This window comes from Streptomyces sp. NPDC052109 (genome assembly GCF_040680195.1).
In the GTDB taxonomy this organism is placed as follows: domain Bacteria; phylum Actinomycetota; class Actinomycetes; order Streptomycetales; family Streptomycetaceae; genus Streptomyces.
Genome location: NZ_JBFAWF010000004.1, coordinates 414,743 through 437,770, shown reverse-complemented (window position 1 = coordinate 437,770; position 23,028 = coordinate 414,743). Strand labels below are relative to the sequence as shown.

General features: G+C 70.2%; 15 protein-coding genes, 4 tRNA genes and 3 pseudogenes. 10 read left to right on the top strand and 12 right to left on the bottom strand.

Going from position 1 to position 23,028, the window contains the following annotated elements; genetic code table 11:
* From AB0L59_RS12925 to AB0L59_RS12915, 3 genes and pseudogenes are all read left to right on the top strand, one after another.
* Positions 1-175, top strand: a pseudogene (locus tag AB0L59_RS12925) (GTP cyclohydrolase); the annotation flags it as partial.
* A gap of 625 nt (positions 176-800) precedes the next feature.
* On the top strand, positions 801-1,379 hold the full coding sequence (locus AB0L59_RS12920) for a TetR family transcriptional regulator (protein ID WP_365582181.1): 579 nt from the start codon (positions 801-803) through the stop codon (positions 1,377-1,379).
* Between the two features lie 329 nt (positions 1,380-1,708).
* Complete coding sequence (locus tag AB0L59_RS12915) at positions 1,709-2,335, top strand: DUF2637 domain-containing protein (protein ID WP_365582180.1); 627 nt, start codon at positions 1,709-1,711, stop codon at positions 2,333-2,335.
* 130 nt (positions 2,336-2,465) lie between these two features.
* On the opposite strand, the gene AB0L59_RS12910 is transcribed toward AB0L59_RS12915, so the two are convergent.
* From AB0L59_RS12910 to AB0L59_RS12880, 7 genes are all read right to left on the bottom strand, one after another.
* Positions 2,466-3,410, bottom strand: coding sequence for an acetylhydrolase (locus tag AB0L59_RS12910; RefSeq protein WP_365582178.1), 945 nt, complete (start codon positions 3,408-3,410; stop codon positions 2,466-2,468).
* Positions 3,411-4,901: 1,491 nt separating this feature from the next.
* Positions 4,902-4,974, bottom strand: a tRNA-Lys gene (locus AB0L59_RS12905).
* A gap of 110 nt (positions 4,975-5,084) precedes the next feature.
* Positions 5,085-6,608 carry an amino acid permease gene (locus AB0L59_RS12900; RefSeq protein ID WP_365582177.1) on the bottom strand — a complete coding sequence of 508 codons (1,524 nt, stop codon included), beginning with the start codon at positions 6,606-6,608 and terminating at the stop codon, positions 5,085-5,087.
* Positions 6,609-6,693: 85 nt separating this feature from the next.
* The gene (locus AB0L59_RS12895) at positions 6,694-9,459 is read right to left on the bottom strand and encodes a VCBS repeat-containing protein (RefSeq protein WP_365582175.1); all 2,766 of its coding nucleotides are present in this window, start codon (positions 9,457-9,459) and stop codon (positions 6,694-6,696) included.
* A 173-nt stretch (positions 9,460-9,632) separates the two neighbouring features.
* A complete protein-coding gene (locus tag AB0L59_RS12890; RefSeq protein ID WP_365582173.1) occupies positions 9,633-11,816 on the bottom strand; it encodes a DEAD/DEAH box helicase in 2,184 nt (727 codons plus the stop codon).
* Between the two features lie 249 nt (positions 11,817-12,065).
* Positions 12,066-12,590, bottom strand: a complete 525-nt coding sequence (locus tag AB0L59_RS12885) for a hypothetical protein (RefSeq protein ID WP_365582171.1) — start codon at positions 12,588-12,590, stop codon at positions 12,066-12,068.
* Between the two features lie 293 nt (positions 12,591-12,883).
* Positions 12,884-13,234 (bottom strand): metallopeptidase family protein, encoded by a 351-nt coding sequence (locus AB0L59_RS12880; RefSeq protein ID WP_365582169.1) that lies wholly within the window; start codon positions 13,232-13,234, stop codon positions 12,884-12,886.
* A gap of 115 nt (positions 13,235-13,349) precedes the next feature.
* Between AB0L59_RS12880 and AB0L59_RS12875 the strand changes: the two genes are divergently transcribed.
* The 4 genes from AB0L59_RS12875 to AB0L59_RS12860 all read left to right on the top strand — a co-directional run bounded on the left by AB0L59_RS12875 (position 13,350) and on the right by AB0L59_RS12860 (position 15,244).
* Complete coding sequence (locus tag AB0L59_RS12875; protein ID WP_365582167.1) at positions 13,350-14,882, top strand: metallophosphoesterase; 1,533 nt, start codon at positions 13,350-13,352, stop codon at positions 14,880-14,882.
* A gap of 80 nt (positions 14,883-14,962) precedes the next feature.
* A tRNA-Glu gene (locus tag AB0L59_RS12870) sits at positions 14,963-15,035 on the top strand.
* 36 nt (positions 15,036-15,071) lie between these two features.
* Positions 15,072-15,146, top strand: a tRNA-Asp gene (locus tag AB0L59_RS12865).
* 24 nt (positions 15,147-15,170) lie between these two features.
* Positions 15,171-15,244: transfer RNA gene (locus AB0L59_RS12860), tRNA-Phe, on the top strand.
* A 133-nt stretch (positions 15,245-15,377) separates the two neighbouring features.
* Here the strand turns inward: AB0L59_RS12860 and AB0L59_RS12855 are convergent.
* The 4 genes and pseudogenes from AB0L59_RS12855 to AB0L59_RS12840 all read right to left on the bottom strand — a co-directional run.
* Positions 15,378-15,578, bottom strand: coding sequence for a DUF1918 domain-containing protein (locus AB0L59_RS12855; protein WP_365582166.1), 201 nt, complete (start codon positions 15,576-15,578; stop codon positions 15,378-15,380).
* A gap of 151 nt (positions 15,579-15,729) precedes the next feature.
* Positions 15,730-16,749, bottom strand: coding sequence for a tyrosine-type recombinase/integrase (locus AB0L59_RS12850; protein WP_365582164.1), 1,020 nt, complete (start codon positions 16,747-16,749; stop codon positions 15,730-15,732).
* Positions 16,750-16,932: 183 nt separating this feature from the next.
* Positions 16,933-17,130 (bottom strand): helix-turn-helix domain-containing protein, encoded by a 198-nt coding sequence (locus AB0L59_RS12845; RefSeq protein WP_365582163.1) that lies wholly within the window; start codon positions 17,128-17,130, stop codon positions 16,933-16,935.
* Positions 17,131-17,309: 179 nt separating this feature from the next.
* Positions 17,310-17,992, bottom strand: a pseudogene (locus AB0L59_RS12840) (DUF3631 domain-containing protein); the annotation flags it as partial.
* Between the two features lie 1,445 nt (positions 17,993-19,437).
* Here AB0L59_RS12840 and AB0L59_RS12835 point away from each other — a divergent pair.
* Together AB0L59_RS12835 and AB0L59_RS12830 are read left to right on the top strand one after the other, a co-directional pair.
* Positions 19,438-20,390, top strand: a pseudogene (locus tag AB0L59_RS12835) (IS481 family transposase).
* A gap of 115 nt (positions 20,391-20,505) precedes the next feature.
* Positions 20,506-20,844, top strand: a complete 339-nt coding sequence (locus AB0L59_RS12830) for a MerR family transcriptional regulator (protein ID WP_265567900.1) — start codon at positions 20,506-20,508, stop codon at positions 20,842-20,844.
* A 279-nt stretch (positions 20,845-21,123) separates the two neighbouring features.
* Here the strand turns inward: AB0L59_RS12830 and AB0L59_RS12825 are convergent, their stop codons facing one another.
* On the bottom strand, positions 21,124-21,906 hold the full coding sequence (locus tag AB0L59_RS12825) for a hemolysin III family protein (protein ID WP_365582161.1): 783 nt from the start codon (positions 21,904-21,906) through the stop codon (positions 21,124-21,126).
* Between the two features lie 152 nt (positions 21,907-22,058).
* Here AB0L59_RS12825 and AB0L59_RS12820 point away from each other — a divergent pair, with 152 nt between their 5' ends.
* Complete coding sequence (locus tag AB0L59_RS12820; RefSeq protein ID WP_365582159.1) at positions 22,059-22,619, top strand: hypothetical protein; 561 nt, start codon at positions 22,059-22,061, stop codon at positions 22,617-22,619.
* Positions 22,620-23,028 lie beyond the last annotated feature (409 nt).

Sequence of the window (23,028 nt, the reverse complement as noted above, 5' to 3'; positions counted from 1 at the left end):
GGACCTGCTGTCCAACAACCCCGACAAGGCCGAGCAGCTGCGGGCTCTCGGCGTCACGGTCCGGGACCGGGTGCCGACCGGCGTCTTCACCACGGTCCACAACGTCCGCTACCTGCGCGCGAAGGTCCTCCAGACCAGCCACACCCTCCCTCTGGCCGAGCTGAGCGTGGGCTGATCGGCGGGCGCGCCGCAAGGGGCCCATCCGTTCCGAGGCACCCGGGTCAAACGGCCGGAGCGTGCGGATCGTGCTCACCGGGGCAGCCCGCGACGGCACGAACCTGCCGATCAGCGCCCGTGGCGCCGGTCCGGAAGGGCCAGGGCCGGCAGGGCCGCCGTGGCCGGCAAGAGCGCCGCGGTGGCATACACCGCGGTGCGGACGCTCGGACCCCGCTCCTGCCGCCGGTACGGCGGGCCGACCGGGAAGGTCCAGTGCCGGGAAAGCGTCTCCCCCGACCCGCGGCGGAGACGGGCGCGCCGATCAGGGACGGGGCGGCGGCGTTTCGGCGGGCCTACGGGCGCGGGGACATGAGTCCCACCGGTTGGACATCGACTCGCCCAGCGCCTGCGGCCGCCAGTACCGGACCGCCGCCTCGGCCTCCGCCGGCCCGCTCAGACGTATGTTTTCTTCGCCCCAGGGCACTTCCACACACCACCCCGGTCTCCGGGACCCGCGGCGAACGCTGACCGCGGGGTGGACCCGCAAGGTGGCGCGGGTACCCTGAGGGCCCAGACCACTGCGCTCGGAGTACTTCGAACGGAGTGGTGTCCGTCGGATACACGCACAGGGAGCCGGACACCGCATGGTGAGACGCAACGACCAGCGGCGTGCCGCGCTCGTCGACGCCGCGATCGAGGTGCTGGCGCGGGAAGGGGCGCGCGGACTGACCTTCCGCGCGGTGGACGGGGAGGCGGCCGTACCTCCCGGCACGGCGTCCAACTACTTCTCCAGCCGCGACGACCTGCTCACCCAGGCCGGCGCCCGTGTCTACGAGCGGCTCCAGCCCGACAAGGCCACCATCGGCCGCCAGCGGTCGGCCGGCCGCGACCGGGAGACGTACACGGAGCTGATGCGCGAACTCGTCGGCCGGGTCGCCTCGTTCCGCACCGGCTACCTCGCGCTGCTCGAACTCCGCCTGGAGGCCACCCGTCGCCCGGACCTGCGCACGGTGCTCACCGAGCGGGTCCGCGCCGACCTCGCCGCCAACATCGCCTACCACGAGACCTCCGGCCTCCCCGGTGACGCCACGGCCGTCAGACTGCTCTACCTCGCCCTGAACTGGCTGATCGTCGAACAGCTCACCCTGCCGGACGTACTCTCCGAGGCGGAGCGGGACGCGCTGGTCACGGCGGCGGTGGAGCGCATCGTGTCCGGCGCGTGAGCCACCCTATATTCACGGAATGCAATTTCCTGCTTACTCGCATTTTCGATCAGTGGTGCCATACGACCTGTTGGGTACTCTTTCGAGGCACGGAAACACCCGAATGCCCGACACCCGATCCGCCAGAGGGGCTCGTTAGGCGGTCGTGACACGGACTGAAGAGCGCACACCCGGAAATCTTCGCTCGACGATCACATTTCAGGTGAAGCGTGACGACGGGGAGGTGTTCATTGACGGATGTTCTGATCTTCTCGATGAGTTCCTGAGAAGAATGAGCCAGCTGGAAAGCGACTACCTGCAGGCGATGTTGGGGCTATAGGACTTACGTGATGGACAGGATTCACGACGAAGACCTCTTCAGTGACTCTGAGTTCAGCACGATCGAGATACAGTGGGATCCGGTCGAAGAGCTGGCCCAGATGCTGTCTGCCGCGTCCGGCGCGAACCCCGAACCGTCGCCGCCGCACGAACGGTCCAGCCACCGCAGAACCCGGCGGCGGCTCCGCGCGGAATCCCGCACGCACGACAGCAATCGTGGTACCCACACGATCCTGGTCGCGACAATCTCGGTGTGCGCGGTGTGTATGTTGGGCTGGTCGTTTTCCTATTCTTATGCCCAGCTGCGTGCCACCGCGTCCTTCGTACTGCCGATGAGACTGGCCCAGTGGTGGCCGCTGACGGTGTACGGGCCGTGGCTGGTGGCTGCGCTGTCCATTCTGCGGGCCACCGTGCAGAGTCGGAGTGCGCGGAGATCCTGGGGTGTGGTGCTGGGCGCATCCGCCATGGCGGTCGCCCTGTGCGTCAGCCATTCATCACATTCACTGCTTTCCCTGATCATCTTCGGAATTCCACCGATCACCGCGCTGGTGTGTTTCTGGGAGATCGTCGGCCAGGTCTCGTCCAAGGTGGCGCGACCCCGGCACGCCGCACACAGCCGGCGCGACTCCACGCAGTAGGCCACGGCCGTCAGGGGCGTACGGGGATCTGCACGGCGGTGTGCGTGCACGGTCCCGGGCCGCGGCCCCCGTTCGCCCAGTCGAGCGGGGGCCGGTCCCGTGCGGCGTCCGGAACCGCCTGGTCAGAGCTTCAGGGGAGGAACTTCACCTCCGGGAAGGCCGGGCACGGGCCGTCGAGCAGGTGCCCCCGCTTCCTCAGGTGCAGGTCGAAGAAGGCGAGCGGGTACGCCTGCTGGATCCGCACCGCCCGGGCCGGATCGAGGGTGCCGACCCAGCCCTGAAGATCCGCGTCGCTCATCCCGACGGCCTGTGCCACCTGTGGGATCAGGAACTGGACGTCGCAGTACGACGAGTGAACCGCCCCTTCCGCCTGGACATTGAGCCGCCAGCCCCGCAGGTGCGACCAGAACTCGGCGACGCTCGGCTGCGTGGCCCGGGGGAACTCGGCGGTCATCAGCATGAACGGCCGGTCCAGGTCGGTGGTGACCGTCGGCTGCATCGGCCCGTCGAAGCTCACCCCGGCCCGGACGCGCCGGTCGTCGCTCATCACGAAGGCCGTCGCGGACGCGCCCTTCGACCAGCCGAACATGCCGATGCGCTGCGCATCGAGGGCGCCGAGCAGGCCGGCCGGCAGCGGCCGGTGTTCGGCGTCGGGGTTGCTCCCGGCGGCCAGGTCCTCGACGCGGTCGAGCACGAACCGGATGTCGGTGGCGAAGTCCCTCGGTGTCAGGGCGGGTACGTCGAGCGGGACCGTGAGCCGGCCGTCGGGGAACACGCCGAACGCGTCGTACGTGTGGTCCACCGTGACCACCACGTACCCGTGGCTGGCGAGCTCCTGCACCACTATGGTGGTGTCCGCCCGGTGATCGTGCGCGCCGTGCGAGAAGACGACGACGGGCAGTCGTCGGCCCGTTCGCAGCACCGGGGCGCCCTCGTGGCCGGCCGTGAGCGGCGCCACAGCGACATCGGCCGGAAAGCCCGCCGAGGTGAGGAGTGCCCGCACCACGGCGGGGGACGTCCAGTTGGCCAGTGGATACCGCTCGACGCCCCGGGCGGGATACCAGACGGCGGCCATCAGCTCCCGGTGACGCCCGGGGCCGGCCAGGGGATCGGGACGTGATCTCCTCGGCGACCCGGAGGTTCATCCCGATGGTGACCAGCCGTCCCTGCGCGCCGTCGTGCAGATCCCGCTCGATCCTGCGCAGCTCCGCGGCCGCGGAGCCGACCGCCTCGGCCCGCGTCTCGGCCAGCTCCCGCACCCGCCGGGCCAGCGCCGGGTCAGGGCCCCGTCCGAGCAGCCGTCCGGCGTCCGCCAGCACGGTCCTGGGCAGCAGCCAGAGCCCGAGGGCCAGCAGCACGGCCCCCTGGATGCCGCCGAGGACCGACGCATGGTGAGCCACCATCTCAAAGTTGAGGGACGGCGCCGGCATGCCCGGGGAGCCGAACTTCCGTACTTCCACGAGGTGTTGCCCGAACCCGCTCTGTGCAATGTCGTACGCCCCGATCCCCACCAGCCCCAGGACAGCCAGGTTCGCCGCCGCCCTGGGCCACCGCACCAGCCCGGCCACGACGGCTGCCAGCAGTGCCAGCCCGACCAGGTAACTCGTCACGGCCGACCCGATCCCGGTGCCCGGCGGCGCGGACTGCCACAGATCGAGGCCGAACAGGTTGCCGGTCATCACCACGATGGCGGGCAGCAGCAGGGCCCAGCGCGCGGACCTGAGCGCATCGGCTCCGGCCAGGCGCTCGGGCCTACCGTTCGCCGGCGAGCGCAGAGCCGCACCGGCGAAGGCGGCAAGCACCGGGATGCTCACACAGCCCACCAGGATATTCAGGGGTGTCAGGCCGTAGGAAACAGAGGAACGCGTGACCGCATGAGTGAGCCAGTACGTCCATTCCAGCAGTTCGCCGGTCACCGCCGCGACCACGGGCAGTACCCACCGCCTGGGCACGCGCGCCGAGGAGAGCAGCGTGGTGGCCAGCAGGCCGGCCATCAGCAGCGCCGACGCGAGCAGCCCGTCGGGCTGCAGATCCGGCACGGTGACGACATAGCCGCCCGTTCCTTCGGTGTTGTGCAGGGCAAGCACCAGAGCCGGCACACTGCCGTACGCGGCCGTACCCACCAGCCCCGCCACGACCGGCCAGCCGATCCGCCCAGCCGGTCGCGCGCTGCGCGCCGACCGGTCCCGCGCCTGCTCCGCTCTGAAAGCCAGCACGGCGCAGACCGCGGTCAACGCCACGAGCAGGCCCCCCGCCCAGGGCGCCCCGTTCACCGGAACCGGAAACGGCCACATATTCGCCCCTCGTCTCGTCTTCCTGGCCACGCGCTGCGGCCTGGAGATCATGCTGCTGCGAGGGCTCGGCAAGCACCATGGGCCGAAACCTACTTCCGCGGTAGGCAAACACCCCCCCCCCGAGGCCGATCTCGGCCCGTGCGGAAGTGCGGCCCGCGCGGCGTTCCAGCGCCTCGGCGGGGCCCGGGGAAACGAGTCGGCGCCCGGGCCGGCCGAAGCCGTCCCGGGCGCCGCCCAGCAGGTCAGAGGGCATGGAGCCCGCCTGCGAACCGTAGGCCCTGTGGGACTCGAACCCACAACCAATGGATTAAAAGTCCACTGCTCTGCCAATTGAGCTAAGGGCCCAGGCGATGTTGCCTGTCCGAGCATAGCCGGACGAAGCCGAGTCTCCGATCGGGTATCGGTGACCCGGCCGCGTCAGGCGGAGTCCAGGACGGGAGGGAGCAGGAGGATGGTCACTTTTCGACCAGGTCCGGGGCCGCTGCCCGCTCCCCGTCGAGGAACCAGTGGCGCGCCGAGGCAAGCCACCAGGTCGCCGCGGAGCCGAGGACGACCAGGACGGCGACGGGGGCGTAGTTGAAGGTCTTCCAGGTGACCGGGGAGACCTGCGGCAGCATGAAGAGGATCGTGATCACCACGACCCAGGTCACCGAGACGATGCCGATCGGGCCCGACCAGCGGCCCAGGTGCCACGGCCCGCGCTCGAAGGCGGCGCCCCTGCGGACGCGCAGGAAGGTCGGGATGACGTACGCGATGTACAGGCCGATGACGGCAATCGAGGTCACGGCCGCGTACGCCGTGGAGTTGATCAGGTAGGGCAGGCCGAGTGCCAGGGCGCCCAGCGCGGCCAGCCAGACCGCCGCCACGGGGGTGCGGGTGCGCGGGCTGACCGTGTGCCAGACGCGGGAGAGGGGCAGCGCGCCGTCGCGCGAAAAGGCGTAGATCATACGGCTGTTGGCGGTCACCGACGCCATCCCGCAGAAGAGCTGGGCGCCGACCACCACCAGCAACAGCAACTTGCCGGTCGTCGCCCCCAGCGCGTCCAGGAGGATCTGGGCCGGAGGTGCGCCCGTCGGGGAGGTGAGTTCCCTGTCGTAGGACTGGATCGCGAACGTGAAGCCGAGCAGGAGCACGAAGCCGGCGATCCAGGACGTCCAGATCGAGCGGACGATGCCCTTGGGGCCCGCCGTGGAGGCGTCGTGGGTCTCCTCGGTCATGTGGGCGGAGGCGTCGTAGCCGGTGAAGGTGTACTGGGCCATCAGCAGGCCGAGGAGGACGACGTACGGACCGCTGCCCCAGCCCGTCTCGTTGACGAACTTCGTGAACACGAAGGACGCCGACTGGTGGTGGTCGGGGACGAGGGCGAGCACGCCGACGATCACCGCGACGCCCAGCACGTGCCACCACACGCTCACGCTGTTCAGGAGCGCGACGATCCGGACGCCGAAGGTGTTCAGCAGGCCGTGCAGGACGAGGATCGCCGCGAACAGCAGGACCGTGCGGCCCGGTGTCACCTCGAAGTCGAACTGGAGGTTCAGGTAGGCCCCGAGGAAAGACGCCGCGCCGAAGTCGATGCCGGCGGTCACCGCGACCTGGCCCAGCACGTTGAACCAGCCGGTGAACCAGGCCCAGGCCGCCGCCGAGCGTGGCGGGGCGAGGCGGTGGGCCCAGAAGTACAGGCCCGCCGAGGTGGGGTACGCCGAGCAGATCTCGGCCATGGACAGGCCGACGAACAGCGTCATCAGGCCCACCGCCACCCAGCCCCAGGTGATCACCGCGGGACCGCCGGTGGTCATGCCGAAGAGGTACAGGGTGAGGCAGCCGGACAGCACCGAGATGATCGTGAAGGAGACGGCGTAGTTGGAGAACGCCGACATCCGGCGGGCGAGGACCTGGGTGTAGCCGAGCTGGGCCAGCCGTTCCTCGTCCGACAGGCCGTGCGTTCCCTGCTGTCCGCCCGCTCTCGCGTCGTCTGTCATGCCCCCAGCAATGCCCTGGGCAAGCGCGTGACATGCGTCACCCGTGACGGAAAATCGACGGCGGGGCCGGCACCTCGGCCTATGGCTAGAAAAGGCCCGCGTAGACCTTCCAGCCGCCGCTGATCCTCACCGGCGTGCCGAACGAGCCCCGGCCGTTCCCGGCGAGGCGGTACAGCGTGCCCGTGCCGTCCCGCGCGACCAGGTCGCTCGCGCCGTCCCCGGTGAGGTCACCGACACCGACGACCGCGTCGTACGAGCCGCCCCAGTGGGAGAAGACCCTGACCCGGCCCTTCAGCGAGCCGGTCCCCGTGCCGTCGTAGCGCCACAGCGTGCCCGCCTTGTCCCGGGCCAGCACGTCCCCGGTCCCGTCGCCGGTCAGGTCCCCGGCGCCGACGATCTTCGGGTAGCCCTTCCAGGCCGAGGCGATCCTCCGGCCGGCCGCGAGCGTGCCGTCGCTCCGCGCCGCGAACAGATACACGTCACCGGTGGACGCCCTGCGCGCCAGCAGGTCGGCCCGGCCGTCCCCGGTCAGGTCGCCGGGGGAGGTCAGCACGTCGTAGGCGTTCCAGCCGGTGCCCAGCCTGGTGTACGGCGTCGACGGGGTCGGTGCCTGGCCACAGGCGGGCCGGTAACCGCGCAGCGAGCCGTCGGGCATGCGCACGAGGACGTCGTTGCAGCGGTCGCCGTTCAGGTCACCGAAGGGCACCGCGACGGCCTTGGCCGACCAGCCGGCTCCGGACGCCTTTCCGGCGAAGCCGCCCCGGCCGTCGCCCTGCTGGAAGGTCAGCCGTCCCGAGGAGTCGAGGGTGAGGAGGTCGGCGAGGCCGTCCTGCCCCACGTGGTCCCGCCGTACCGGCGCGGCGAGGGGACCGGCGGTCAGCAGGTGGACGCGCTCCGCCGGGTCCACGTAAGCGAGTTGACCGGTGGCCGCGTCCAGCGTCCAGCGGACGCGACGGTCCGATCCGGCGGTCTGCCCGGCGGTCTCCGGTGCGGCCGGCAGGTCGGCCACGTCCGCGGAGACCGCCTTTTCGGAGGTGACGTCGGTGCGGACCAGCTTGCCGCGGGCCGTGTCGTGCCGGATCAGGAACCCGTCGGCGAGCAGGGCGTCACCGGCCGGCACGGCCACCGACCGGCCGCGGGCGCGGTCGAACACCCCGGCCCTGGCCTCGGCCGCGCAGGCCCAGTAGATCCAGCGGCCGTGGACCTGCAGTTCGCTGGGCACGCAGGGGGAGCCGACGTTGACGTCCACGGCCGGGTCGCTCGAGTCGAGCCGGGTCATGGTCAGGTGGCCCGCGGTGGAGGTGGTGGTCCAGAACTGGCCGGCCCACAGCGCGCCGGTCGCGGCCTTCCGTGACGCGACGATCCGACGGCGCGACGACCAGTCGAAGACGACCTGCTCGCCGCCGTCCGCGATCGTCGTGTCCATGCCGTCCGCCGACGTCACCCGGCTGTCCGGGGCGAAGAGGGCGCCGTCCTCCTGGCCGGAGGGTGTGCGGTGGCGGAGGGATCCGCCCGAACCGGCGTAGACGACGGTTCCGTCCGACAGGCCGAAGGGAGGGCTGCAGTCGGACACGGCCGGACAGGGATCCCCCTGGGCACCCGCCTGACGCAACGGACCGGCCTGCGGCGGCGAACTCCGCGAGACCGTGCGCGAGTTCCACATGACGTCGTACGGAGAGGCCGCCGACTGGTCGGTGTAGGTGAGCGTGCCGCCCGCCAGGGTCAGCGCGCCGACCCGCGCGGGCAGCGGCGGAAGGCCGAGGACCTCGCGGGCCGCCACCTGGCCGTCGGACGACTCGGTCACCCGCTGCACACCCCAGTCCTGGGGGCCGGAACCCGCCGCCACGACGACCGACCCGTCCGGCGCCTGCTTGAGAGGGCCGTCGGTCCTGGGCAGCAACTGCTGCCAACCGTCACCGGTCAGAGGCATCGTCAGCAGGGCGTACGTCTTGTCGTCGACGGCCACCAGGCGGTCTCCGAGGACGGTGAGCCCCATCTTGTGCGCGGTGACCGTGGCCGGGATCTCGACCACCGGTCCCTGCGGGTCGTCCCGGCGCACCAGGCGGGCGCCCATGCTCGGCAGCCACAGGCCGACGTAGTCGTGGGTGAGCACGGGGACCCAGCCGTCACCGGTGCGGTACGGCTCGAAGACCTTGGTGAGGGAGCCGTCCCGAACGTCGACGAGCGCCAGTTGGTAGCGGAAGACGTGGGGGTCGTCGGTGGTGATGCGGTACCGCAGCAGCAGCGACCGTGCGTCCCGCTCGGTCGCGGCCAGGATGCTCGCCCCCTGCGGGAAGCCCGTCACCACCGTGTCGGCCGTGCCGCCGTCGGCCGTGGGCCTGAGCAGATGCACCGCGCCCTCGTCGGTGGACGTGCCGCGGCTCTCGTACGCGACGACGGTCGTCCCCGCCGTTCCGGCAGGCTGCAGCCCGGTGGGCACCGTCACCGATCCCCGGTCGGCGCCGGTGGTGACGTCACGGAAGCGGTAGACGTACGGGCTGCCGCTCAGCGACACCTCGTACGCCGTGTCGGACTGCGCCAGTCCGAGCGTGCCCCGCATGCCGTCCCAGTGGGCGAACGCGCTCAGGTCCCGGGTCCGGCCGGTGGCGTAGTCGGTCCACTGCTGGTGGTCGATGCCCTCCGGCTGCGACAGCAGGCCCGTGTCGCCGTAGCCCTCCAGCCCCGCGAAGCGCGGTACGGCCCTGACCCCGGCGGGCAGGACGGTCTCCCCCGCCCCGCCTACGGCCGCGAACGTCCCTGCGGCTCCCGGCGCACCTGCGGCGAGCACGAGGACGGCGGACAGCGCCGCGCCCCCGAGCAGCCGACGCCCTGCGAACGCACGGCTCTTCACGAAATCCCCCGGCCCGTGTCCCCTGGCTGAATGAAATGTGCATGCCCTGTGCGGGCCACGGGAGCGTACCAGCGGCAGTTCTCATGAGCGCCGGGATTTCCCCGAGCACGCCGAAGGGCCCGTACGAGGTCGTCGTACGGGCCCTTCTCAGGTCACTCGGAAGTCAGCCGGCGTCAGCCGTTGCGCTTCCAGCGCGGCTTGTCCTCGCGGCGGCCGAAGGAGCCGTTGCCGCGGTGGTCGTCACGGCGGCCGTAGGGGCGCTCGTGGCCGCCGGAGCGGAAGCCGGGGCGGTCGTCGCGGCGGTCGCGGTTGAACGGGCGGTCGCTGCCACGGTGCCCGCCGCGCTCGTCCCTGCGGAAGCCACCGCGGTCGTCACGACGCTCGAAGGAACGGCCACCGCGGTCGTCACGACGGTCGCGGTCGAAGGGACGGCGGTCGTCGCGGCGCTCGAAGCCACGGCCGGCACGGTCGTCACGGCGCTCGAAACCACGGCCACCGCGGTCGTTGCGGTCGTTGCGGTCGTTGCGGTCGCGGTCGAACGGACGACGCTCGTCACGGCGGTCGAAGTTACGGCCGCCGCGGTCGTCACGGCGGTCGAAGCCACCGCGGTCGCCCCGCTCCTCACGGCGCTCGAAACCGCGCTCGCCACGGTCCCGGTCGCGGTCGAACGGACGGCGGTCGTCACGACGGTCGAAGGAACGGCCACCGCGGTCGTCACGGCGGTCGAAACCACCGCGCTCACCACGGTCCCGGTCGCGGTCGAAGTTCCGCCGCTCCCGGCGCTCGTAAGGCGCCGAGGCCGCCGGACGCTCCTCGCGCTCGGCCTGCTGCCCGGGGATCACGACCGCCTCGGCCACCGCGAGCTCCTCCGCCGCCGTCGCCTGGGCCTCGGCCACCGCCACCTCGGGGTCCTCGCCGCGCTCGCGGGCGACCCGGGCGACCAGCCGGTCGGACTCCTCGCGCAGCTCGGTCGCGCGGCGCTGGGCGCGCTCCAGCTGCTTGGTGAGCTGGACGACCTCGCGCTCGGCCTGCTGGGCGGCGTTGGCGGCGGACTCGGCCTGGACCTCGGTCATCGAGCGGGCGCCGGTGATCTCGGCGACCTCCGGGTCGAAGGTGGCGCCGCCCTGGATGATGTGGCGGGCCGCGTCGACGCCGGCGTCCTCCATCAGGCGGAAGATCTGGCGCCGCTGGTGCGGGAGGGACAGGGAGACGACCGTGCCGGTGCGGCCCGCGCGGGCGGTGCGGCCGGCGCGGTGCAGGTAGTCCTTGTGGTCGCCGGCCGGGTCCACGTTCAGGACGAGGTCGATGCCGTCCACGTGGATGCCGCGCGCCGCGACGTCCGTGGCGACCAGGACGTTGACGTACCCGTCCTTGAAGTCGGCCAGGGTGCGGGTGCGGGCGCCCTGGGTCATGCCGCCGTGCAGCGCGTCGGCCTTCACGCCGGCGTCGCGCAGCTGCTCGGCGACGCGGTCGGCGCCCAGCTGGGTGCGGACGAAGATGATCGTGCGGCCCTTGCGGGAGGCGATCGCGGCAGTGACCGGCGCCTTGTCCTTGGGCTTCACGATGAGGATGTGGTGGGACATGGTCGTCACCGCGCCCTGGGCCGCGTCCACCTCGTGGGAGACGGGGCTGTTCAGGTAGCGGTCGACGAGGGTCTGGATCTCGTTCTCCATCGTGGCGGAGAAGAGCATCCGCTGGCCGCCGGCCGGGACCTGGTCGAGCAGCTCGGTGACCTCGGGCAGGAAGCCCAGGTCGGACATCTGGTCGGCCTCGTCGAGGACGGCGATCTGCACGTCCTCCAGGGAGCAGGCGCCGCGGTTGATGATGTCGCGCAGTCGGCCCGGGGTGGCGACGAGGATGTCGACGCCGCGCTCCAGGGCGTAGATCTGGTTGCCCATGGAGGTGCCGCCGCAGACGACCTTCATCTTCAGGCCGACGACGTCGCCGTACGGCTGGAGGGCGTCCGCGACCTGCATGGCCAGCTCACGGGTCGGGGTGAGGATGACGGCGCGGGGCCGCTTCTTCTCGGTGCGGCCGCCGGCCAGCTGGGCCAGGGTCGGCAGGCCGAAGGAGAGGGTCTTGCCGGAGCCGGTGCGGCCACGGCCGAGGATGTCCTTGCCGGTCAGGGCGTCCGGGATGGTCGCGGCCTGGATCGGGAAGGGGGTCGTCACACCGTTCTGCGCGAGCTTGCGCACGACGCCCTCGGGCAGGCCGAGGTCGGCGAAGGTGATCTGGGGGGTCTGGGTCTGGGTGGTGTCGGCCTCGGGGGCCTCGGTGACCTCGGTCGTCACGTCGACGAGTTCGTTTTCGAGCTCGTTCTCGGACACGACGATCTGATCAGCACTGGACACGGACATGCGAATGCGAAACCTTCCGGAGTCTCTTCGGCACGCGCCCGTCAACTCCGTGATTCGCTCACGACCGCCTCAATGCGGTCCGCCACGGCAAAGGAGAGTACGCGCCACACGGCGCGCTCTGTGGTGGCGCCGGGCAAATGGGATCAAACGATCTACCACCATACGCACCCACCACCCCTGAATGCAAACCGAGCCCACCGCGATGGCCGGCCGAGGCTCATCACCGCAGGTCGGCGCCGACCCGGCCGCTCACGCCGGCGCGCCCGCCGTCGGTGCCGGCTCGCGCTGGACGAGCTGCGGACCCGTCTCCCCGTGTGCCGAGGAGGACGGCTCGGCCGACGGGGGCTCCGAGGTCGCCGGAGGCGGGGTGGAGGCCGGCGGCTCGGGCGGGGCGGAGGTGGCCGGCGCGGTCGGCGGGACGTTGGTCGGCGCCGGGTCCCCGGGCTTGGCGGTGCTGCCGGGCTTGCCGGGCTTCGCCGGGGCCGCGGGGGAGCCGCCCTCGCCGGACGGGGTGGCCGACGCGGAGGGCGACTCCTCTCCCGGCTTCGCCTTGCCGCCGTGCTTGTGCTTGCCGTCGTCCGCGGTGCCGTCATGCCCGCCGAGGCTTCCGGCGCCGTCCGCCGGGCCGCCTTCGGGCGCCCCACCGCCGTGCCGCCCCGCCGAGTGCGAGGGCCTGGCCGGGCCCGCGTCGTCACCCACGTTCACACAGCCGGTGGCAGCGGCGAGGGCCAGCACCGTGACGGTGAGCCGGACGGGTACGGGCAAGGGGCGCACGGCGGCCACCTCCGGAGGCAAGGAAAGGAGTCAACCTCCCCAACTCCCGCCGCCCACAAGAGGACACGCGCCCCTCACGCATCGACGCCTCACCCGCACCGACACCCCGAGTCCGCCGCAGCCGCACGCACGGGCGGCAGCCGACCGCAACGCACGTCGGGATGCTCCCGCACGCACGGCGCCGCACACCCGCACGCGGGCCGGCGAAGCCCTCTCCGGCCGCCGCCCAGCAAACCCCTCACCCCTGTTCGGCCACACAAGCGACCCGCGCCCAGCCACTCACCCCGGACCGCTCATCCATACCCGAGGGCATGGAGGCGGTTGTCGTCGATGCCGAAGTGGTGGGCGATCTCGTGCACCACGGTCACCTCGGTCTCCGCGACGACATCCGCACGGCTGTCGCACATCCGCAGCGTCGGCCCGCGGTAGATGGTGACCCGGTCCGGCAGCACCCCCGCGTACCACTCGCCCCGGTCGGTCAGCGGCGTGCCCTCGTACAGTCCGAGCAGCTCGGGGTCGTCGGCGGGCGGTTCGTCCTCCACGAACACCGCCACGTTGTCCATGAGCCGCGTCAACTCCGGCGGGATCCGGTCGAGCGCCTCGGCGACCAGTTCCTCGAACTCCTCGCGCGTCATCTCCAGCACACGGCCATTGTCCGGTACGAGGGGCCGTACGAGGGCGGCGCGGCACGGCATATCCACGCCGGTACATGGGCATACGGCACCAATGGTCCGCGTCCCCGTCGCAGCCCTCCGCACGATGACGAACCGCCTGCGCCCCGCCCGCCACGGCACCCGCCCGCTCCCCGCCCTGGAACTCGCCGCCCGGCCCCGCCCCTGGATCCGCGCCCTCGGGCTGACGGCCGTCGTCCTCGTCGGCGCCTGGCTGGGCCTGCTGATCGTGGGAAGCGTGCGGGCCCCGGTGGGCCCCATGAACACGACGATGGCGCTGCGCCCGTCGCTCACCGGCGGCACGAAGATCAACGTCTCGCCGCTGGGCGCGCTCACCCTCGACAGCCATGTGGCCCCCGTCCGCCTGGACGTCAACGTGGACCAGCTGGACCCGCTGCGCTCCCAGTCCCTCGTCGACCACCCGGAGCGGATCTCCGGCCTCCAGGACGAGGTCGCCCAGGACGTCGAGCACGGCGCGCTGGACCTGGCCGTGCGCTCCTGTGTCGCCGTGGTCGCCGGAGCCACGACCCTCGGCCTCGTCGTCTACCGCAGCCCGCGCCGGGCCCTCGCCGCCGGCGGCCTCGCCCTGGCCCTGCTGGCCGCGTCCGGGGGGAGCGCGTACGCCACCTGGAACCCGAAGTCGGTGCTGGAGCCGAAGTTCTCCGGACTGCTCAGCTCGGCACCGGCGGTGGTCGGCAACGCGCGCAGCATCGTCACCGACTTCGACGTCTACCAGAAGGAGCTGGCCCGCCTGGTGACGAATGTGACGAAGCTCTACGACGTCACCTCCACGCTCCCGGCCTACCAGCCGGACCCCTCCACCATCCGGGTCCTGCACGTGTCGGACATCCATCTCAACCCGGCGAGCTGGAAGATCATCGCCTCGCTGGTGGAGCAGTACAAGGTCAACGTGATCGTCGACACCGGCGACACGATGGACCACGGCACATCGGCGGAGAACGGCTTCCTGGACCCGGTCAAGGGCCTGGGAGTGCCGTACGTATGGGTGCGCGGCAACCACGACTCCACGGCCACCCAGCGCTATCTGGAGCGGATGAAGAACGTGCACGTCCTCGACGACGGCCGGGCGCAGACGGTCGCCGGCCTGCGTTTCGCCGGCATCGGTGACCCGCAGTTCACGCCCGACCGCTCGGTGGTGCCCGGCGGCGACGCGGCCGAGCGACTGGCGGGCGACCGGCTGGCCAGCGCCCTGCGCGACCAGCGGGCGGCCGGCACACCGGTCGATGTCGCGATGGCCCACGAGCCGGTCGCGGCCCGCGAGACGGACGGCGACGTACCGCTGGTGCTGTGCGGACATCTGCACCACGAGGGGGACGAGATGCTGCCCTACGGCACACGGCTGCGCATGGAGGGTTCCACGGGCGGAAGCGGGCTGCGCGCGGTGGAGCGCAAGTACCCCGCCCCCATCGAGGCCTCGATCCTCTACTTCGACCGCGACAGCCGCCGCCTCCAGGCCTGGGACGCGATCAAACTGGGCGGACTGGGCGAGACGACGGCCGAGGTCAGCCGCCATCGGGCGGACGAGAACCGACCGAAGAGCGCGCCCTCCCCGGGCACCCCGCCGGCTTCTCCCCGCACCTCGTCCGCCCCCTCGCCGTAAACCGTTTTGGCGATACTCCCCGCCATCCCATATGCTTCTCACGTCCCCGACGCGCTGAGAAGCGCCCAGGCGGGCCGATAGCCCTCATCGTCTAGCGGCCTAGGACGCCGCCCTTTCAAGGCGGTAGCACGGGTTCGAATCCCGTTGGGGGCACGCAACACCGTGTGCGACACTGTTGCACGCACGCTTGGTCCTGTGGAGCAGTTTGGAGTGCTCGCCACCCTGTCAAGGTGGAGGCCGCGGGTTCAAATCCCGTCAGGACCGCTGAGGTTTCACGTGAAACCTCGTGGCTGGGTAGCTCAGTTGGTACGAGCGTCCGCCTGAAAAGCGGAAGGTCGCCGGTTCGACCCCGGCCCCAGCCACAGCCGCCCTACTAGGGCAAACACCCCCTCCGGGATCTTCCCGAGGGGGTGTTTTCATGTCGGCTACGCCAACCGATACGCCAACGGCTCCTACAGAGCGGCGGACCGATCCTCGCGGAGCGAGCTACCGCGGCTAGAACTGCTCACTAGCCTTGCGGTGATCGATGACGCTGTCCGGACCCGGAGACATGATCGTCTCGTGACCGTTCTCAGCCCGCACCCTGTACGGCGGATTCCCGTTCGGCCCGAGGACTTCCACGATCTCCACCACCTGATCCTGTTGCCCGACTACGCGTCCATGGACGACGAGCCGGTCACCCTTGCTGGCGTGCATTTCCCTCTCCTCTTCTCGTAGAGATCCAGGTCAGTCCATCCCCCACGCTGTCGCGCACTATCGCCGGTTTCAGGACTGTTCCACCAAGATCACTCGCTCGGGCGATACACGGCCGACAGACCCCATGCACACGATCTGCGACCTGTAGGCATCAGGAGAGGGTGTCCCCGAGCTTCCGGAGCGCCTTCCGCTGCTCGTCCAGAGAGGCATGGGCGTAGACCTTCATGGTCACCCCGATGTCACTGTGTCCCACGATCTGCCGGACGACGTGAGGCGGCACGCCCAGGTCGAGCAAGAGCGAGACGGCCGAGTGCCGAAGATCGTGGAACCGGATCTCCAGACCGAGACGCTTCCGGAGCGGGTCCCAGCTACGCCGGAGATTGTCCGGCACCAACGGGGTGCCGATACGGGACGTGAACACCAACCCCTGTTCCTTCCATCCCATGCCGGCGGCGGCGCGCTCCTGGGCCTGCCGCTCGCGGTGCTGGGTGAGCGCCTTCACCACGAGGGGCGGGAGCGGGACGGTGCGGACCGACGCCAGAGTCTTGGGCTTGACCAGCCGCAGCTCTCCCCCGACGCGCTGTAGCGCGCGCTCGATGGTCAGCGTTTCGCGGTCCAGGTCGATCGCGTCCCAGCGGAGCCCAAGCAGCTCACCGCGCCGCATTCCCAGGACCAGAGCGAGCGCGTAGAGGGCGTGCAAACGGTCCCCCTCGGACGCACGAAGCAGGAGCCGGGCATCGGCGACGCTGAGCCCCTTCCCGGTGTCGTAGGTGGGCGTGGGCACCTGCACGAGCTGCGCGACGTTGCGCACGATCAGCTCCTCTCGTACGGCGTTCTGCAGCGCGTTGCGCAGGACGGCATGGATGGACTGCACCATGCGGCGCGACAGCAGCGTCCTGCAGCACTCGCCGGCCGCGCAGCACTCCGGCTCCGGTCGCTCCTTGTCCCAGCCGTGCTTGCAGCACTGGCACTCGGAGGCGACGCGGGCCAGCCACGTGCGGACCTCGGCGGCCCGCAAGGCTCGGATCTTCTTCCGGCCCAAGCCAGGAACCAGATGGACGCGGGCCACACTCTCGTAGCCCTGGTAGGTCTTGGGGCGGCGGTGGACCTTGACCACGGTCGCGAGCCAGTAGGTGAGGTAGTCCTCCAGGTTCATGTTCGTGTCGGGCACCGGGATGCCTTGGTTCTCCTGAGCCCTGGAGTTCGGTGATCTTCTGCCGTACCTCGTCACGGGTCTTGCCGTAGACCGAGACGCGGTTACGGATGCCGCTCGTCTTGGTCACGTACACGCGGCCGTGGTAGGTGCCGTCCCTGCGGATGGTGATGCTGCCTTCGCCGTTGGCGCGCTTGGCCATCAGTCGTCGTCTCCCAACCGATTCTGAATGTAGGTGTGGAGGGCATCGGCCGGTACGCGCCGGGCGCGGCCGATGGTGAAGCTCTGGAGCTGCTTGGACCTGATGAGGTCGTAGACCTTGAAGCGGCTCAGCCGCAGCGCGGCCATGACCTCGGGGACCGTGAGCGCCTCGTGGCTTGGAGGCAGGGCGGTGCTCATGCGGTGACTCCTCCGGGGCAGTCCTTCGGGGGCCTCTGTGGGGGCCGCTACTTCCGCTACCGCCGCTACCGCGCAGGTCAGGGGCCTGTTCGCGGTCGCGGGAGGGGGTAGCGGTAGCGGATGGGTAGCGGCGGGGTAGCGGCTCACAGCCCGGCTTGCCGCTACCCCATTGCTGCTGGTCAGGCCGCGTTTTCCGCCTCAGGTAGCGGAAGTAGCGGACTTTCCGGGGGTGGGGGGCAGTAGCGGGCCCACGCGTCGCGCAGATCGGCGGCGTAGTAGCCCTTGAGGACGCTTCCGGCGGTCTTGATGTTGCGTGAGGTGATCGGCTCGTTGTCGGCCGTCATGTACTCGGCGAGCATCCGGGACAGGCGCCGGTTGTCGAGCGGCTTGCCGTGCAGGGCGGCCCATGGGGCGTCGTCCAGGGCGCTGAGCCGGTCCAGGATGGCAACGGTGGGCAGACGGTCGATGCCGGTCAGGACGTGGTCGCGCAGGTCGGTCAGCAGCCGGATTCCCAGGCTGCCCTTGTCGTTGGCCTTGGACGCGGTCACCAGCGTCACGCATGCCATGCGGGCTCGTTCGGGCCAGTCGCCGCCGGCCGCGTCGGCGACAGCGAGCAGGGGTTCCCACACGTCCGCCGGGCGGTCGGTGACGCCTTCGGGCATGTCGGGCCAGGCTCCCATGACGAACCCGCGGGCGTGTCGGCCCATTGTGCGAGTCGGTCACGCAGCCTGTGCCCTTCCGCCTCGTGGACGCGGGCCCGGAACGGTTCGATGCGTTCGTTGCGGGCCCGGCGCCGCATCCGGATGGCGACTGAGCGGGTCATGATCGTGTCGGGCAGGTTGCCGGGTCCGGCGACGGCGACCCCGATGGCCTTCCCGCAGCCAACCCCAGTGGAGCGACCCGGGGACCGGCGAGCGCGCTATTCCGAAGTGGCGCGCGAGCATAGATGAAGGGCGCACATGGGTCGTCGTCGGCGAGCGTGATCAGGTGCTTGCCACCGTCAGCCGTGGTCCTGTCGACCGTGACTTCTGGACCGATGCCGACCACCCCGAAACAGCGCTGTACCTCTACAAGCTGATCGTTGCCCGAGAAGCGTCCGGCCGGCAGCTCGGAACACGGGTCATCGACTGGATGTCCCGGCTAGCCGCGCTAGAAGGACGAACCTGGGTGCGTATCGACACGTGGCGCACCAACACCGGTTACTGCACGCCTACTACGAACGGTTGGGGTTCCAGCACGTACGCACCGAGGCACCGTCCCACAGGCGCTCCGGCTGGCTTGCTCAACGTCGGGCCGGCGAGATGGCTCTGCCGCATGACCTCTTGCCCGTGGGGTCCCGCGACGGGTGGCACGGGGACGTGGCGGCGCCCCTCGAAGTGCCGCACCAGAGGGCGGCCGCAGCAGCCAACGACGACTTGACTAGCGGAAACGGGACGACACCCTGACATCAACAGTCACGTACACCAGCACACAGCACCCAGACCCGCTCCGGTTCACCACCACCCTGGGCTGACGGCGCAGAGTGGCCCGGATCGGCATCCGACCCATTCGAGGGCAACGCGCCCGTGAATTGGGGCACATAACACCCGCTTGCCTTCTAAATCGCAATGGCGATGAGCCTCTCGGCGAGCCCGCGCCCGCGCTTACGAAGGCTTCCAGGACCGGAAGATATGAACGGCACGCCCAGGGGAACAGCGACGGTGGAGTGAAGCCATTCCGCTGCCACTACCTGTGTCAAATCCGTTTAGGAGTGCAACGGCGTTGCCTTCGGCTGACCGTTCTCTACCCTATCAACGCATTGCAACGGCATGCATTGAACGGTACGACTAACGTTACGATTGCAAATCGTGCAGCTAGAGGAACGGGCTGGCAGGCGGTGCAGCCGAGGCCTGGAATGCGTCACTGTGGTTCCACCAACCACAGCGTGGCTGCCCCCGCTAACTGTCGAGGCTGACGGGGGCAGCGCGCGCCTGACTCCAGGGAGCCAACATGAGTGTCGCCTACTGCTTACCTCTGCCGTCAAGGACTGCCCGGAAGCGCTGGTTCGTCGTCGTGGTGCCTGTGCTCTTCGCCGTTCTCTTTCCTCGCTTCGCGGAGGCCGTCGCGTCAACGGCAAGCATCTTGGCCGCCGTCGGCGCCAGCGCAAAGGAGGCAGACAACCGTCGTAGGCATGCTGAGCTGAGGCGCTAGGTGTTCTGTCCACGGAGGTTGGTGACGCAGTTCTCGGCTGAGAGATCTTGAAATGGGTGAGGGCCTTCTGGCCTGGTGTGGATTGCGACATCTGCACCAGCGACCAGAAAGGCCCTCGTGCCCCACCGTAATGCACCCCTGACCGAGACCGGCCGTCTGCGCCTGGCCCGCTGCGTGGTCGAGGAGGGCTGGGCCGTGCGCCGGGCCGCCGAACGCTTCCAGGTCTCGCCCACCACGCTCAGCGGTGGGCCGACCGCTACCGGCAGTTCGGCGAGGCGGGGATGCGCGACCGTTCCTCCCGACCGCGCACAAGCCCGCGTCGCACCCCGACCCGCACCGAACGCCGCATCATCAAGGTCCGCGTCCTGCGCCGGTGGGGACCGGCCCGCATCGCACACCTGCTCCGTCTCGTGCCCTCGACCGTGCACCGCGTGCTGACCCGCTACCACCTGGCCCGCCTCACACACCTCGACCGGGCCACCGGCCGTGTCATACGCCGCTACGAACGCGACGAGCCCGGTGAACTGGTCCACGTCGACATCAAGAAGCTCGGCAACATCCCCGACGGCGGCGGCCACAAGGTCCTCGGCCGTCAAGCCGGCCGAAAGACCCGCGCCAACGCCGGCTACAGCTACCTGCACACCGCCGTCGACGACCACTCCCGCCTGGCCTACAGCGAGATCCACACCGACGAGAAGAAAGAGACCGCCACCGGCTTCTGGACTCGGGCCCAGGCGTTCTTCACCCAGGCCGGGATCACCGTCGAACGGGTCCTGACCGACAACGGCGCCTGCTAGCGCTCACGCGACTGGCGAGACCTGCTCACCGCGGCCGGGATCACCCACAAGCGAACCCGGCCCTACCGGCCCCAGACCAACGGCAAGGTCGAACGCTTCAACCGCACCCTGCTCGACGAATGGGCCTACGCCCGCCCCTACCGCTCAGAACAGGAACGACGCGACACCTTCCCCGCATGGCTGCACACCTACAATCACCACCGCGGACACACCGCGCTCAAGGGCCAACCACCCGCCAGCCGCGTCCCCAACCTCACGGGTCAGTACAACTAGGGCCGGCAGACGGTGCTGCAGTTCGTTCGGGGCCCAGTTCCTTCGGGCTTTGATGCCAAACAGCACCAAGGCCCCTCCACGCGTTCCACGGACACGCCTTCCACAGAGAGGTGAGATGACAGCAGACGAGTCGCTAAGCCGTCTCGACGACGATGACTACCCCGCCTACACGATGGGCCGGGCTGCCGAGTTGCTCGGTACCACTCCCGGCTTTCTCCGCGCCATCGGCGAAGCGCGACTGATCACACCACTGCGCTCCGAGGGCGGCCACCGCCGCTACTCCCGCTACCAACTGCGCATCGCGGCCCGCGCGCGCGAACTCGTCGACCAGGGCACCCCGATCGAGGCCGCATGCCGGATCATCATCCTCGAAGACCAGCTCGAAGAAGCCCAGCGCATCAACGCCGAATACCGGCGCGCCGGCGGATCGTCCAGTCCATCGGCCGCAGCCTGAGGTGAGCGGGCCCGCCGGTATCGGCGGGCTGTCACACCCGCGCGTGGCCGGGCTGTGGCGCGCAGAGATGGTGCTCGTGTCCGAACGGCTCCACCGGCACGTCGCTCACCTCCGGCCCCGGTCGCGGCGCCGCCACAAAAGGTGAGGCGGCTGGCACGCTCCCTACCCGGGCGCCGCCGCCTCCCCTCCAGGCATCCCCCATACGGCCCCAGTCGTTGATCCGGCCGCGAGTGCGGCGAGAGCACCGTGCCGCAGTGGTGAATGCGCCTGCTGTAGTGGTCAGTGGACGGCGAGGGAGATGGCGATGTAGTGCGCGGTGAAGGCCCCCACGGTCAAGGCGTGGAACACCTCGTGGAAGCCGAACCAGCGGGGCGAGGGGTCGGGGCGTTGGACGGCGTAGACCACCGCGCCCGCGCTGTAGAGGAGACCGCCGGTCACTGTCAGGGTGACCACGGCCGCACCACCGGTGTGCAGGAAGTCGGGCAGGTAACGCACCGGTGCCCACCCCAGGGCCAGGTAGCAGGGGGTGTACAGCCAGCGGGGAGCGTTGACCCACAGCACGCGGAAGGCGATACCGGTCAGCGCGCCCGTCCATACGATCCACAGCAGCAGGGTTCGCCGGTCAGGAGGGAGGAGGCGCACGGCCAGAGGGGTGCAGGTCCCGGCGATGATCAGGAAGATGTTGGCGTGGTCGAGGCGACGCAGGACGGCCTCGCCCATCGGCCCCCAGGTACCCAGGTGGTAGACGGCGCTCGTCCCGAACAGCAGCCAGGCGGTGACGGAGTACACGGTGCAGGCCAGGGCCGCCTGCTGGGTCCGGGCCAGGCAGACGAGGACGATGCCGGCGCTCACCGAGGCAGGGACCATCGCGGCATGGAGCCAGCCACGCAGCTTCGGCTTGACCGGCTCGACCAGGTCGGCCGCCCACTCGACCAGGTCGGCAACCGGGTGAAACTCCTCCCCGGCATTGCCATGATGTGATCCGCCGGGGAGACCGGCCACGGCGTCCCCAGACACAGCTTCCCGTCCTGTCTCGTTCTTCTGGGCATCATCGGCAACCATCCGATCATGCTAAGAGCCTGCCCGTGACAGCGTCCCTCGAAGTCGGTCTCGCCACCGACTGGGCCTGCGGAAGCCGTGTAAGCCGCCTGGCCATGGGAATGACCAAGGTTCCCGAGCGCGTATCTCCGCCCACCTACGCCCAAGGACCGCCGATGCTTCCCGAGTTCCCCTCCCACGCATCCGCCCCCCTCGCTGATCAGCTGGAACAGAGATTGGGGCTGCCCTCACAGTTCGAAACCGGCCGTTTCGACGTGGAGCGTGTCGCCGACATAGCGGTCCTCGCGGCGGCCCACTCCGACGGCTACGCGGCCACCGCGCATCTCCTCGGACTGCTGGCTGCGCTCCCCGCCCCCACCGACGCAGGAGAACGCTTCTGGTCCAACCTGTGGAGATCCTCGGGCACCGCCTACCTGCTGCCGACCAATATCAAGGACCTGGTGCTGCGTTCGCTGGCCGGAGAGGGAGCCGGTCTGGCCGGACAGATCCTCTCGGCCGTAGACGAGATGACGCCTCTGCAGCGCGTTGCGGCCGCAGAGGTGATCGGCCAGGCGCTCGCCGAGTCCGACCACCTCCCTGATCTCAAAACACAGGTCATCGGCGAACTTTGGCTCCGGGACCTGGAACTCACCGCCTGGCGCGTCCTTCACGCGGACCACAGGTCGCCCGATGCGGCCGGACGTAATGCCTTCATCGAAGCATGGACGAGTGTCTGACCCCGGCCGAGCCGGCACACACAAGCATCCCAATCATTCGGGACGTTCGAGCATTGACCTGTGATCGAACGAATCCGGGCACGACTCGGACGGTGGTGGGAGGCGTCGGTCAGTTGGTCCTTGCCGTGAGGACGGGTTCGTCATGGCACGGCTGCGACCCGTGCGCGCACGGGCGCGCCGCACTTTGCTGGTTCCTGACCACCGACGGACACTGTGCCGACCTGCGCACAGGGGGCCGGTGACGCCGCCTACGCGCCGTACCCGCGGGGCAGTCTCGATACCGCCGGTACCTCGGTCTCGCCCTGGCCGACGAGACTCACACGCCCGGCTGCCTGGTGACCGCGGCCTTGGACGTCGTGGAGTGAGTGGCAGCGCGCCTTCACGGACGCCGTGATCGCCGCCCAGCCGA

Bases quoted from the DNA above. Each gene is read 5' to 3' on its own strand.
- AB0L59_RS12920 (WP_365582181.1), top strand. From the start codon at position 801: ATGGTGAGACGCAACGACCAGCGGCGTGCCGCGCTCGTCGACGCCGCG.
- AB0L59_RS12915 (WP_365582180.1), top strand. From the start codon at position 1,709: ATGGACAGGATTCACGACGAAGACCTCTTCAGTGACTCTGAGTTCAGC.
- AB0L59_RS12910 (WP_365582178.1), bottom strand. From the start codon at position 3,410: ATGGCCGCCGTCTGGTATCCCGCCCGGGGCGTCGAGCGGTATCCACTG.
- AB0L59_RS12900 (WP_365582177.1), bottom strand. From the start codon at position 6,608: ATGACAGACGACGCGAGAGCGGGCGGACAGCAGGGAACGCACGGCCTG.
- AB0L59_RS12890 (WP_365582173.1), bottom strand. From the start codon at position 11,816: ATGTCCGTGTCCAGTGCTGATCAGATCGTCGTGTCCGAGAACGAGCTC.
- AB0L59_RS12875 (WP_365582167.1), top strand. From the start codon at position 13,350: ATGACGAACCGCCTGCGCCCCGCCCGCCACGGCACCCGCCCGCTCCCC.
- AB0L59_RS12855 (WP_365582166.1), bottom strand. From the start codon at position 15,578: ATGCACGCCAGCAAGGGTGACCGGCTCGTCGTCCATGGACGCGTAGTC.
- AB0L59_RS12845 (WP_365582163.1), bottom strand. From the start codon at position 17,130: ATGAGCACCGCCCTGCCTCCAAGCCACGAGGCGCTCACGGTCCCCGAG.
- AB0L59_RS12830 (WP_265567900.1), top strand. From the start codon at position 20,506: ATGACAGCAGACGAGTCGCTAAGCCGTCTCGACGACGATGACTACCCC.
- AB0L59_RS12825 (WP_365582161.1), bottom strand. From the start codon at position 21,906: ATGGTTGCCGATGATGCCCAGAAGAACGAGACAGGACGGGAAGCTGTG.
- AB0L59_RS12820 (WP_365582159.1), top strand. From the start codon at position 22,059: ATGCTTCCCGAGTTCCCCTCCCACGCATCCGCCCCCCTCGCTGATCAG.